A 12,098-nucleotide genomic window follows, 5' to 3' on the forward strand; every position below is an offset into this window, starting at 1 on the left:
GGCAGCATGGGCAAAGCCATGGCGACGGGGCCGGCGCAAGGCCGGGACACGGACGGAGTTGGGGGCGGACGGGGTTGTGGAGACGACGCCGAAGTCTAAGGTCGGGCGAAGCCGCTGACCACTGAAAGTTCGAAAGAGTGGCTTCTCAGATCACGATGCCGGCCAAGGCCGGGCTCTGCTCCAGCGTGTCGGCCAGGATTTCCAGCATGTGGCGGCAGTCAGCGCGTGTGACCGGGGCGCCAAGGCAGATACGCAGGGCTTCGGGGGTGGGGCCGGCGGTCAGGAAGGTGTCGCTGACGGCGGCGGCGATGCCGCGGCTGCGCAGATGGGCGGCGAACTCCCCGCGCGTCCAGGCCGGCGGCAGGCGGAGCCACAGGTGGAAACCCTCCGGGTGGGCGGTGATTGCGGATGGCGGCAGCAGATCGCGCGCCATGCGCTGGCGGACCGTCGCCTCAGCCCGGATGGCGGCGAGGAGCGCGTCGGCGGTGCCGTCGCCGATCCATTGCGTGGCGACCGCTGCGGGGATCGGCGGGGTGCCGAGCATGGTTGCCCGCTGGGCGGCGGCCAGCCGCATCGCCTGCCGGGCATCGGGTGCCGCGACATAGGTGATGCGCAGGCCCGGCGCCACGCATTTCGCCAGACCGGTGACATGGAAGGTGATGTCCGGCGCCAGCGTTGCGATGGGCGGCGGCGCATCCTGCGGCAGCACGCCGTAGATGTCGTCCTCGATGATCGGGAGACCGTGGTCGCGGGCGATGGCGGCGATGGCGGCGCGGCGATCCGCCGGCAGGGTCGCCGTCGTCGGGTTGTGCAGGGTGGGGGTGCAGTAGAGCGCCTTCGGCGCATGGACCTCCACGGCGGCGCGCAGGGCGTCGGGATCGAGCCCGTCGCCGTCCATCGCCACCCCGACCACCCGCAGCCCCAGCTGTCCGGCGATGGCCTTGAAGCCGGGATAGGTCAGCGCCTCCGTACAGACGGTGTCGCCGGGGCGCGTCAGCATGCTCAGCAGGGCCAGCAGGGCGCTTTGCGTGCCGGGACAGACGACGATCCGGCCGGCGTCCACCGCACCGAGCCGCCGGGACAGCCAATGGGCGCCCGCCGCGCGATCCTCCTCCAAACCCCCGGCCGCCGTTGCGGTGTCGGGATAGCGAAGCAGGAATTGCGGGTCGAGTCGCAGCATCGCCTGGGCCAGACCCTGGCGCACGCGGTCCAGCAACTCCGGCGCGTCGGGCAGGGGCGGCTGGTTCATCGTCATGTCGATGACCGGCGCAGCCTCCCGCCGGACGGTGGTGGGCGGCGGCGCATTCGGCGCGATGCCGGCCTGGGTGCTGATGCCGGCCTGCGCGCTGATGAAGGTGCCCTGGCCGACGCGGGCGTCGAGAAGCCCTCGGCGCCGCGCCTCGCCATAGGCCCGGCTGACCGTGGTCAGGTCCAGCCCCAGCCGGTCGGCGAGCGCGCGTTGCGGCGGCATCCGGTGCCCCGACGCCAGCCGGCCGCTGCGGACATCGTCGGCGATGGCGTCGGCGATGGCGAGATAGACCGGCTTGTTGCGGTTCGCCAGATCCGGTTGCCAGATGCCGGAGCCGGACTGCTCCGCCGGATCGGAGGCTTCGGCTATACGGGCCGGGATATCGGATTGCATGGATTTTCCTGACCGTTTCCTTGGCCCGCACCCTGCGGCGTTGTCCGCATCATATGCGCGTTCCGCTGGCCCCGCCGCAAGCGACGAGGAAAGTGCGGAGCGGAACGCGGCACTCCTAAAAAGCCCTTCTCCCCTTGTGGGGCGGGATGAGGGGGGCAGGCGCCTATAAGCCACTGGGAGTCAGAGGTTAGCTTCCCCTCACCCCAACCCCTCTCCCGCAAGGGGAGAGGGGCATTTTTTGGAAGGTTGCGCCCAAATTCGATCGCCGTGGTTAGGGAGAGAGGAACACGCTGTCGTGCCGGACCGGTTCGCCGGCAGGCTCAGGCGTCAGCGTGAAGGCGAGCGGGGTAGAGGCGCCGGCCAGGGCCGATTGCGGCACGCGGATTTGGATGCGGTAGGTCTCCACCGCGTTGCCGCGGGCCGACAGCGCCAGTTCGCCGGCCTCTCCGCTCTCGCCGGACAGGCTGAGGCTGGCTTGCGGCAGGCCGGACAGGGTCAGGCGGTAGTGACGGTCTTCCAGCGACATGTTGGCGATCTTGATGGTGTAGGCGTTCTGGATGCGCCCGTCGCTGAGCGCCACGAACAGCGGCGCCCGGTCGCGCAGCACGGCGATGTCGTTGCTGGGCTTCAGCGCCAGGGCGATGGCCATCGCGCCGCCGACCACCACCAGCATCAGGCCGTAAACGATGGTGCGCGGCCGCAGCAGGCGGTAGCGCGGCGGCGGGGCGGTGGTGGCCTTCGCCGCCTGCGCGGTGAGGGTGTCGAAACGGATCAGGTCGCCGGGGCGGCCGATGCGCGCCATCACGTCGTTGCAGGCATCGACGCACAGGCCGCAGCCGATGCACTCCATCTGGATGCCGTCGCGGATGTCGATGCCGGTCGGGCAGACCTGGACGCACTGGCCGCAATCGATGCAATCGCCGAGACCCTTGTGGGTGCGGGTGTCCCACCCCTCGCTCTTGCGCAGGGGCGCGCGTCCCTCGCCGCGCCAGTCCTGATAGGTGACGACGAGGCTGTCCTCGTCCAGCATGGCGGCCTGGATGCGCGGCCAGGGGCAGACGTAGAAGCACATCTGTTCGCGCATGAAGCCGGCCATCAGATAGGTGCAGCCGGCCATGAACAGGACGGAGCCGGCGGCGAGCGCCGGGGCGTCGAAGCGCAGCAGATCGACCGCCAGCGTCGGCGCGTCGGTCAGATAGGCGATGCCGAGGAAGCCGGTGACGCCGGAGATCGCCAGCCATGCCGCATGCTTGACCGCCTTCTTCGCCAGCCAGCGCGCGGTCCAGGACTGCTTGTCCAGCCGGATGCGGTCGGTGCGGTCGCCCTCCACCCGCCGTTCCACCCAGACGAACAGGTCGGTCCACACCGTCTGCGGGCAGGTGAAGCCGCACCAGACCCGGCCGCCCAGCGCCGTCGCCAGGAACAGGCCGATGGCGGCGATGATCATCACCCCGGTGATGTAATAGACATGCTGCGGCCACAGCTGGAGCGCGAAGATGTAGAAGCGCTGGCTGCCGAGATCGAACAGCACCGCCTGATCGGGGACGCCCGGCCCGCGGTCCCAGCGCAGGAAGGGCAGCAGGGCGAACAGCGCCAGCAGCGCCGCGCCGAGCCACGTCTTCACCCGCCGATATCGCCCGCGCACCGCCTTGGGATGGATCTTGCGGTGGGAGGCGTAGGCGGATTGCGGTTCGGCCGTGGCGGAAGAGTGGTCCTTGGAGTCGCCTGGACGGCGGGTGATGATCGGCGCATCGCTGGGCATGGGGCACCTGGCACGAAGGAACCGTCAGGCCGCCGCGTTCCAGCAAAGCGTATGGAGCGGCGGCCTCTCGGCGATGCCGTTTGTATGGATGATTGACCGGATTGCTTCAAGCGGATCGCCGGCCTCCCCTAGGCTGGAGTGGGCATCTGCGGTGGTTTGTCGCACCGAATGCGGGCGGGCAAGGCCGAAAAATCCATACAATACGCAATGCCGTGAGGCTGTATGCCTTCATTGTACGGATAACCGTTATGCCTGCGCGACCATTGCCGAACCGGCATCCCGATGCACATTGTGCTCGCAGGGAAGCGATCATGCGGCAGGCGCGATGAGCATCATCAAGTTCAAGTTGGGCGGCAGGAAAGCGAAAGACGGCGTGACGGCCAAGGACACCGGAAATCCCTGCATCGGGCTCTGCCGCTTCGGCGGGCAGGGGGCCTGCCTGGGCTGCCACCGCACCAAGGCCGAGGTGAAGGGCTGGAAACGGCTGAGCGACGCCGCCAAGGCGGCCATCAACGAGCGGATCAGGCAGGGAATGCAGGCCGTGACGGCGACGGCGGCGGACGTCAAGGCGCCGCGCAAGCGTCTGCGCAAGCTCGACCGGAAGATCGGCAAGTTGGAGACGAAGCTCGCCGCCTTGCGGGCCGAGCGCGACGCCATGGCGGGGTCGGGCTGAGGCTGCGCTCAGGGGCCGCTGTGACACTGCCGGCGAGCGTCAGCCTCGCGCAAGGAAGGCCCTGATCGCCTCGACCACCGTGTCCTCGCATTCCCGGTGCGGGACGTGGCCGATGCCGGGAAGCATATGGACCGTTCCGCGCCCGGCGGCGATGCGGGCGGGGTGTTCCTGGGAGCCATATTCGTCCCGGTCGCCATGCAGCGCCAGCACCGGGCAGCGGATTTCCGCCAGCGTGGCGTCCAGCGTCCAGCCGGCAAATTCGGGCGACAGCCACGCTCCGGTCCAGGCATCGACCGCCCAGCGGGCCTTGTCGCCCTGGTATTTCGCCAGCCGGGCGAGTTGAGCCGAATCCCGGAAGCCCTGTTCGGCGACGCGGATGCCGTCGAGCGTCCGGTCCTCGACGAAGGCCTGGGCGGCGATGGTGACCAGGGCATTGCAGCGCGACTGAAAAAATGCCGCGGTTTCCACCGCCATGCCGCCGCCGACGCTGTGGCCGCAGGCGACGAAATCGCCGACCGCGAGCCGGTCCAGCAGATCCGGCACGACGGTCCGCGCCTCCGCCGCCACGAAGTCGAGGGCGAGGCGTGCGGGATGCGGGTCGGAGCGGCCGAATCCCAGCCGGTCATAGGCGATGACCCGCCTTGCCGTCGCCGCGGCGAGCCGGGCGGGGAAGCTGCGCCACAGATCGACGCAGCCGAGGGAGTCGTGGAACAGCAGGATCGGGGGAAGGGCGGTCCCGTCCGGGGTGTCCGGCCTCCATTCCTTCACGTACAGGCGGCCGCCATCGACCTGGATGAAATCATCTTCGTCACGGACGGCGGGCTGCTGAGGCTGCGTGGTCATGTCATCCATCGGCTGCGGTCGATCGGCATCGGCGTCACTTCACCGAAACATCGTAGCCGAAATGCTGCTGGCTCAGCTTGGCGATGGTGCCGTCCTTATTTGCCTCGCCAATCGCCTTGTCGAAGCGCGCCTTCAGGTCGGCATCGGCCTTGCGCAGCCCCACGCCCATGCCTTCGCCCAGCACGCCGCGCGTCATGGTCGGCCCGACCAGCGTCATGCTGTCCTTGCCCATGCTGCGGATGATCGCCTCGATGGGAGAGCGGTCGCCGAAGATGGCGTCCACCCGGCCGGAGGACAGGTCGATGGCGGCGTTGTCGATCTTGTCGTAGCTGCGCACCGTCACGTCCGGCAGGTGCTTTTCCAGGAAATCGACCTGGATGGTCGAAACCTGCACGCCCACCGCCTTTCCTTTCAGCAGCTCCGCCAGTTTGGCGAGCGCGGCCTTGCTGCCGGCCTCGTCGGCGAGGTCGATGCGCTCGGCGCCGAAGGCTGCACCGTTCAGCTTGGAGGACTTCATCACGGCGAAGGTCGATTGTTCGGTGCCGTAGGGACCGGCGAAGGCGATGACCTTCTTGCGCTCGTCCGTGATGGTCATGCCGGCCATGATGGCGTCGATCTTGCCCTGCTGCAGCGACGGGATCATGCCGTCCCAATCCTGGGCGATCAGTTCGCACTCCGCTTCCATGCGCTTGCACAGATCCCAGGCGAGGTCGATCTCGAAGCCGACCAGCTTGCCCGACGAATCCATGCCGTTCCACGGGGCGAAGGAGCCTTCCGACGCGATGCGGATCTTCTTCGCGTCCTTGGCGGCGGCGGGGTGGTCCATGGTGACGCCGGCGGTCCCGGTCGCCAGCGCACCCAGCACCAGCGCCATAAGGATCTTCTTCATCGGCTTGTTCCTTCCATTCATTGTGCTGCCCGGCACCGGCTGTCCGCCCCCTTGCCGTCAGCGAAGCGCCCGGACTTTGGCGCAGGCCTCCGCCGGCCGTCACCCCCGCGATGGCGGGAGCCCCTGCGTTTCCATGGCGCAGCCCGTTGGAACCGCTGACTGTTCGTGGGCGGGAAAGGCCTACAGACGGGCGCGGGTGCTGCGCGGGGTGTTCAGCAGAAGGTTCGTCTCGCTGGTGGTGATGCCGGGGATCAGGCGGATGCGGCGCAGGATCGCATCGAATTCCGGCAGGCTTGCGGCGGAAAGCTCCACGATCAGGTCCCAGCGTCCGTTGGTGCTGTGGATCTCCATGATTTCGGGGAAGCCGCTGAGCGTGCGCACCACCCGGTCGGTGGCCTGCCCCTCCACCTCGATCAGCATGATGCCGCGCACCGGTGCCTCCACCGTGTCGGCGCGCAGGATGACGGTGTAGCCGATGATGATGCCGGACGCCTCCAGCCGCTCCATCCGCCCGCGCACCGTCGCCCGCGACACGCCCAGTTCGATGGCGAGGTCGGAAATGCTGCGGCGTCCGTCATGGCGCAGCAGGGTGATCAGCTTCTCGTCCAGCTGGTCCAGGGTCATATTCACCGGTTTCCGCCAGTTTGGTAAGCTTGGCTGTTCAGTTTGGTAGGCCGGATGGCGACTATTGTCAAATTGCCCTGTCCGTTCCGCCACGCGCCTGTGATTTGCTGGTGAGAGGAACAGGCAAGAGACCGAACAATGTCCTACCAGAAGACAAAGACGAAGCAGTGCCGGCTGGTCGGCGTGCCGGTGCAGGACGGAGCGGGGCGCCTCGGCTGCGAGATGGGGCCGAGCGCCTACCGGACCGCGGGCATTGCGCGGGCGCTGTCCGAGCTGGGGCACAGCGTCGCCGACCTCGGCAACGTGGCACCTGTGCCACAGAAGCCGATGGCGCATGGCAACGCGGCGCTGAAGCTGCTGCCGGAGGTGGCGGGCTGGACCGCCGCGCTGTCGAAGGTGGCGTATGAGGCGAGCGCCGGGCAGGACGCCATGCCGATCTTCATGGGCGGCGACCACAGCCTTGCCGCCGGCACCCTGACCGGGCTGGCGCAGCGTGCCGCCGAGATGCGGCGTCCGCTGTTCGTCCTGTGGCTGGACGCGCACCCGGATTTCCACACGCTGGAGACGACGGAGAGCGGCAACCTGCATGGCGTGCCGATGGCCTATGCCACCGGCCGCGCCGGCTTCGACGGCTTTTTCCCGTCGCCGCCGGCGCGGCTCGACCCCCACAATGTCTGCATGATGGGCATCCGCAGCGTGGATCCGGCCGAACGGCGGGCGCTGGAGACCTCCGGCATCACCGTGCACGATATGCGCAAGATCGACGAGCATGGGATCGTCTCCCTCCTTCGCCCGTTCCTGCAGCGGGTGGTCGAGGCGGATGGGCTGCTGCATGTCAGCCTGGACGTCGATTTCCTCGATCCCGGCATCGCCCCCGGCGTCGGCACCACGGTCCCCGGCGGCGCCACCTTCCGCGAGGCGCATCTGGTGATGGAGATGCTGCACGACACCGGCATGGTCAGCAGCGTCGATCTGGTGGAACTGAACCCCTTCCTGGACGAGCGCGGGCGCACCGCGACCTTGATGGTGGAACTGCTGGCGAGCCTGATGGGGCGCCGCGTTCTCGATTACCCGACCCGAAGCTTCTGACCGATTGGAGCGTTAGACAATGATCCCGAACCTGAACCTCGTTCCCTTCGTCAGCGTCGATCATATGATGAAGCTGGTGCTGCACATCGGCGTGGAGCGCTTCCTGACCGAGCTGTCGGCCTATGTGGAGGAGGATTTCCGCCGCTGGGAGAGCTTCGACAAGACGCCGCGCGTCGCCTCCCACAGCGCGGAGGGCGTGATCGAGCTGATGCCGACCAGCGACGGCCGCACCTATGGCTTCAAATATGTGAACGGCCATCCGAAGAACACGCGGGAGGGGCGTCAGACCGTCACCGCCTTCGGTGTGCTGGCCGATGTCGGCAACGGCTATCCGGTGCTGATGACGGAGATGACCATCTTGACGGCGCTGCGCACCGCCGCCACCTCTGCCGTCGCCGCCAAGCATCTGGCGCCGAAGGATGCGACCTGCATGGCGATCATCGGCAACGGCGCCCAGGCGGAGTTCCAGGCGCTGGCCTTCAAGGCGCTGCTGGGGATAGGCAAGCTGCGGCTCTACGACATCGATCCGGCGGCGACGCAGAAATGCGTGCGCAACCTGCGCGACCAGGGATTCGAAATCACGGCGTGCAAATCGACCGAGGAAGCGGTGGAGGGCGCGCAGATCATCACCACGGTCACGGCGGACAAGCAGTATGCGACCATCCTGACCGACAACATGGTCGGAGCCGGCGTGCACATCAACGCGGTCGGCGGCGACTGTCCCGGCAAGACGGAACTGCACCGCGACATCCTGCTGCGGTCGGACATCTTCGTGGAGTATCCGCCGCAGACGCGGATCGAGGGCGAGATCCAGCAGCTGGCCCCCGACCATCCGGTGACGGAACTGTGGACGGTGATGACCGGTCAGGCGGTCGGCCGGCGCGACGCGCGGCAGATCACCCTGTTCGATTCGGTCGGCTTCGCGACGGAGGACTTCTCCGCCCTGCGCTATGTCCGCGACAAGGTGGCGGGGACGGGGCTGTACGAGAATCTGGACATGCTGGCCGACCCGGACGAGCCGCGCGACCTGTTCGGCATGATCCTGCGCGCCGCCAAGCCGGCCCCGGTGGGGGAGGCGGCGTGACCTCCCCTCACTCCCCCGCCCGTAGCCGGTAGCCGACGCCGGTTTCGGTCAGGATATGCTGCGGGCGGTCGGGTTCGGCCTCGATCTTCTGGCGCAGCTGGCGGATGTAGATGCGCAGGTACTGGATGTCGGTCTCGCCGCCCCAGACCTCGTTCAGGATCATGCGGTGGGTCAGCACCTTGCCGGCATGGGCGACCAGCAGGCGCAGCAGGTCGTATTCGCGCGGCGACAGCTTCACCTCCGCGCCGCGGACGGTGACGATGCGGCGGACGAGGTCGACCGTCAGGTCGCCGCTGCGGAAGACCGGGCGCTCGCCCTGGCGCTGAAGGCGGTGGCGCAGGGCGGCGCGGATGCGGGCCAGCAGCTCGTCCATGCCGAAGGGCTTGGTGACGTAATCATCGGCGCCGAGGTCGAGCGCCTCCACCTTGCCGGCCTCGTCCACCCGGCTGGACAGAACGATGATCGGCAGGGCGGTGCCGGGTGAACCCGGCTCCGCGCCGCGCAGGCGGCGGATCACCTCCAGACCGTCGATGCCCGGCAGGCCGAGGTCGAGCACCAGAAGGTCCGGCGCGCGGCGGCGGATTTCCTTCAGCGCGGCATCGCCGTCCTCCGCCTCAACGATGTCGTAGCCCTGGGCCGACAGGCTGGTGCGCAGGAAGCGGCGGATCGGCGGCTCGTCGTCGACGACCAGGACGCGCAAGGGGGCGGAGGGCTGGGTCATAAGCTGCTGTCCTCCAGGGCCGGCAGGTCGGCCGCGGCGGGAATGGTCAGAGTGAAGACGGCGCCGGAGCGGTCGCGGCGGTTGCCGGCGGTGACGGTGCCCCCCATCGCCTCGACGAAGCCGCGGCAGATCGCCAGCCCCAGCCCGGTGCCGGCGCGCTGCCGGTCCTGGGCATGCACACGGTAGAACTTGTCGAAGATGCGGTCCACATCGGCGGGCGGGATGCCGTTGCCCTCATCCATCAATTGGACTTCGACCGCATCGCCCAGCCGTCTGGCCCGCACCGTCACCCGGCTGCCGACGGGGGCGTATTTGGCCGCATTGTCCAGCAGGTTGAACAGCACCTGTTCGAACAGCACGGGATCGAGATCCACCATCGGCAGGTCGGGGGCGAGGTCCACCTCCACGCTGTGGCCGGCGAGGATTCGCCCGGTGCGCTCCAGCGCGCTGCCGACCAGTTCCGACAGATCGACCGGGCCGCTGCGCGGGCGGACCGCGCCCGATTCCAGGCGCGTCATGTCCAGCAGATTGGCGATGAAGCGGTTCAGCCGTTCCGCCTCCTCCTGGATGTTGGTGGCGAGATCGAGCCTCCCGGCTTCGTCCAGCGTGGTGCCGTAACGGGTCAGGCTGGTGGCCGATCCCAGGATGGAGGCCAGCGGCGTGCGCAGGTCGTGCGAGATCGAGGTGAGCAGGGCGGAGCGCAGCCGTTCGGTCTCCGCCGCCAGCTTGGCGCGGTCGACATCCTCGGCCAGCATCACCCGTTCGATGGCAAGCGCCGCCTGATCGCCGAGGGCGTCGAGAAGCCGGCGCTGGTCGGGGGAGAGCAGGCCGCTTTTCCGGCCACGCTCGCCGCCGCCGGTATCGACCCCCACCAGCGCCACCGTGCCGCGACCGGTCCGCATCGGCAGGAACAGCCAGCGGGCGCCGGGCAGCGTGTCGGCGCCGCGGCCGGCGGGCTTGTTGTTCTGCCAGCTCCACATCGCGGCGGCGAGGTCGGCCTCCTCCAGCACATCCTCTGGCGGGTAGCCGGCGCGAACGGTCAGGCGCTCTCCCTGTTTGTCGCCGTCGGGCATGAGAAGGACGACATGCACCTTCAGCATCGCCGCGATCTGATAGGCGGTGGCCCACAGCAGGTCGTCCATCGTGACGACGCCGGCCAGCTTGCGGCTGAACTGATAGAGATCCTCGGTGGTCTTGGCGCGCTGGCGCGCGGTCAGCGCCTGGGCGCGGACGCGGGCGGTCAGGTTGCTGGCGATGGCCGCGACGACGGCGAAGACCAGCAATGCTACGATGTTCTCGGGATCGGAAATCGTGAATGTGTAGAGCGGCGGCAGGAAGAAATAGTTGAAGGCCAGCACGCTGGCGACGCAGGCATAGAGCGACGGCCCCAACCCGCCGGTGACGGCGCTGGCGAGAACGGCGGTGAGGAAGACCAGCGCGATGTTGCTGAGCCCCAGCGCCAGATGCAGCAGGTGGCCCAGTCCCAGCGCCGCCGCGACATAGCCGGTGGCCGCCAGATAGGGCAGGCCGTGGAAGGACCATCGCCCATCCGTTTCGGTGCGCACCGTCTTGGGCGGCACCACGTCGCCGGGATTGGCGCCGGGGTTGGCGGCGGCGATGACGTGGACGCTGATGTCGCCGGCCCGGCGGATCAGGCTGTGCGCCACCGATCCGTGCAGAAACTCCGACCAGCGCGGGCGGCCCGACTTGGCGATGACGAGATGGGTGATGTTGTTGGCGCGGGCATACTCCACCACCGCGTCGGCGACATCGCGGCCGGGGATCGTCACCGCCTCCCCGCCCAGCCGTTCGACAAGGCGCAACGTGTCGGCGATGCGGTCGCGCTCCGCCTCGCTCAGGCGGAGGTCGCCGCTGGTCTCGACATGGATGGCGCCCCAGCGGGCGCGCAGCCGCTCCGCCTGCCGGCGGGCGTAGCGGACCAGCGCGCCGCCGCTGGCATCCTGGTCGATGCAGACCAGCAGCCGCTCCCCCGCCGCCCAGGGGCCGGAAATGGCGTGGGCCTGCATGTGGGTGAGCAGCTGTTCGTCCACCCGGTCGGCGGTGCGGCGCAGCGCCAGCTCGCGCAGCGCAGTCAGGTTGCCGGGGGAGAAGTAATGGCGGATCGCCTGTTCCGCCGTGCGGGGGACATAGACCTTGCCCTCCTTCAGGCGCTGGATCAGGTCCTCCGGCGTGATGTCGATGACCTCGATGTCGTCGGCGCGGTCGATGACGGAATCCGGCACCGTTTCGCGCACGCGGACGCGCGTGATCTTGGCGACGACGTCGTTCAGGCTTTCGACATGCTGGATGTTCAGCGTGGAGTAGACGTCGATGCCGGCATCCAGAAGTTCCTGAACGTCGAGGTATCGCTTGGCGTGGCGGCTGCCGGGGGCGTTGGTGTGGGCCAGCTCGTCCACCAGCACGATCTTCGGCCGGCGGGCGAGGATGGCGTCCAGGTCCATTTCGGCCAGCGCATGGCCCTTGTGGCGGACGGTGCGGCGGGGGATGACCTCCAGCCCGGCGACCAGCGCCTCGGTGTCGGCGCGGCCGTGGGTTTCCACCACGCCGACGACGAGGTCGGCGCCGTCGCGCCGCTTGGCCTGGGCGGTCAACAGCATGGCGAAGGTCTTTCCCACGCCGGGGGCGGCGCCGAGGAAGATCTTCAGCCGCCCGCGCCCCTCTCGCTCCGCCTGCCGCAGCAGCGCGTCCGGCGATGGCCGCTGGTCGCGCCCGCCCTGGTCGTCGGTCATCCGGTTCCGCCTCCACCGCTC

10 protein-coding genes are annotated in these 12,098 nt (G+C 68.8%); 3 read left to right on the forward strand and 7 right to left on the reverse strand.

The genetic code is table 11. The annotated features are described in order from the left end of the window. Nucleotides 1–145: 145 nt before the first annotated feature. Together J2Y49_RS18015 and ccoG are read right to left on the reverse strand one after the other, a co-directional pair. A complete protein-coding gene (locus J2Y49_RS18015) occupies nt 146–1,642 on the reverse strand; it encodes a PLP-dependent aminotransferase family protein (protein ID WP_310116242.1) in 1,497 nt (498 codons plus the stop codon). 271 nt (nt 1,643–1,913) lie between these two features. Next, on the reverse strand, nt 1,914–3,404 hold the full coding sequence (gene ccoG, locus J2Y49_RS18020; RefSeq protein WP_310116243.1) for a cytochrome c oxidase accessory protein CcoG: 1,491 nt from the start codon (nt 3,402–3,404) through the stop codon (nt 1,914–1,916). A 325-nt stretch (nt 3,405–3,729) separates the two neighbouring features. Between ccoG and J2Y49_RS18025 the strand changes: the two genes are divergently transcribed. Continuing rightward, nucleotides 3,730–4,077: a DUF1289 domain-containing protein gene (locus J2Y49_RS18025; protein WP_310116244.1), complete on the forward strand. Its 348-nt coding sequence runs from the start codon at nt 3,730–3,732 to the stop codon at nt 4,075–4,077. 39 nt (nt 4,078–4,116) lie between these two features. Here the strand turns inward: J2Y49_RS18025 and J2Y49_RS18030 are convergent, their stop codons facing one another. The 3 genes from J2Y49_RS18030 to J2Y49_RS18040 form a co-directional block, all read right to left on the reverse strand. Next, complete coding sequence (locus J2Y49_RS18030) at nt 4,117–4,920, reverse strand: alpha/beta hydrolase (RefSeq protein ID WP_310116245.1); 804 nt, start codon at nt 4,918–4,920, stop codon at nt 4,117–4,119. A 34-nt stretch (nt 4,921–4,954) separates the two neighbouring features. After that, a complete protein-coding gene (locus J2Y49_RS18035) occupies nt 4,955–5,809 on the reverse strand; it encodes a transporter substrate-binding domain-containing protein (RefSeq protein ID WP_310116247.1) in 855 nt (284 codons plus the stop codon). A 180-nt stretch (nt 5,810–5,989) separates the two neighbouring features. Then, on the reverse strand, nt 5,990–6,433 hold the full coding sequence (locus J2Y49_RS18040; RefSeq protein ID WP_014189061.1) for an Lrp/AsnC family transcriptional regulator: 444 nt from the start codon (nt 6,431–6,433) through the stop codon (nt 5,990–5,992). 138 nt (nt 6,434–6,571) lie between these two features. On the opposite strand from J2Y49_RS18040, the gene rocF reads away from it, so the two are divergent. Then, a complete protein-coding gene (gene rocF, locus J2Y49_RS18045) occupies nt 6,572–7,522 on the forward strand; it encodes an arginase (RefSeq protein ID WP_310116250.1) in 951 nt (316 codons plus the stop codon). A 19-nt stretch (nt 7,523–7,541) separates the two neighbouring features. Next, nucleotides 7,542–8,606: an ornithine cyclodeaminase gene (locus tag J2Y49_RS18050; protein WP_136701796.1), complete on the forward strand. Its 1,065-nt coding sequence runs from the start codon at nt 7,542–7,544 to the stop codon at nt 8,604–8,606. 7 nt (nt 8,607–8,613) lie between these two features. On the opposite strand, the gene J2Y49_RS18055 is transcribed toward J2Y49_RS18050, so the two are convergent. Both J2Y49_RS18055 and J2Y49_RS18060 read right to left on the reverse strand, forming a co-directional pair. Next, nucleotides 8,614–9,327, reverse strand: a complete 714-nt coding sequence (locus J2Y49_RS18055; RefSeq protein ID WP_310116253.1) for a response regulator transcription factor — start codon at nt 9,325–9,327, stop codon at nt 8,614–8,616. Then, the gene (locus J2Y49_RS18060; protein ID WP_310116255.1) at nt 9,324–12,077 is read right to left on the reverse strand and encodes a sensor histidine kinase KdpD; all 2,754 of its coding nucleotides are present in this window, start codon (nt 12,075–12,077) and stop codon (nt 9,324–9,326) included. The genes J2Y49_RS18055 and J2Y49_RS18060 overlap by 4 nt, the downstream gene beginning before the upstream one ends. Between the last annotated feature and the right edge of the window lie 21 nt (nt 12,078–12,098).

Origin of the sequence: Azospirillum sp. BE72, from assembly GCF_031455875.1 — a bacterium.
In the GTDB taxonomy this organism is placed as follows: Bacteria; Pseudomonadota; Alphaproteobacteria; order Azospirillales; family Azospirillaceae; genus Azospirillum.

Coding starts and splice junctions, on each gene's coding strand:
- J2Y49_RS18060 (WP_310116255.1), bottom strand. CDS start 12,077: ATGACCGACGACCAGGGCGGGCGCGACCAGCGGCCATCGCCGGACGCG.
- J2Y49_RS18030 (WP_310116245.1), bottom strand. CDS start 4,920: ATGACCACGCAGCCTCAGCAGCCCGCCGTCCGTGACGAAGATGATTTC.
- J2Y49_RS18025 (WP_310116244.1), top strand. CDS start 3,730: ATGAGCATCATCAAGTTCAAGTTGGGCGGCAGGAAAGCGAAAGACGGC.
- J2Y49_RS18055 (WP_310116253.1), bottom strand. CDS start 9,327: ATGACCCAGCCCTCCGCCCCCTTGCGCGTCCTGGTCGTCGACGACGAG.
- J2Y49_RS18015 (WP_310116242.1), bottom strand. CDS start 1,642: ATGCAATCCGATATCCCGGCCCGTATAGCCGAAGCCTCCGATCCGGCG.
- J2Y49_RS18040 (WP_014189061.1), bottom strand. CDS start 6,433: ATGACCCTGGACCAGCTGGACGAGAAGCTGATCACCCTGCTGCGCCAT.
- ccoG (WP_310116243.1), bottom strand. CDS start 3,404: ATGCCCAGCGATGCGCCGATCATCACCCGCCGTCCAGGCGACTCCAAG.
- rocF (WP_310116250.1), top strand. CDS start 6,572: ATGTCCTACCAGAAGACAAAGACGAAGCAGTGCCGGCTGGTCGGCGTG.
- J2Y49_RS18050 (WP_136701796.1), top strand. CDS start 7,542: ATGATCCCGAACCTGAACCTCGTTCCCTTCGTCAGCGTCGATCATATG.
- J2Y49_RS18035 (WP_310116247.1), bottom strand. CDS start 5,809: ATGAAGAAGATCCTTATGGCGCTGGTGCTGGGTGCGCTGGCGACCGGG.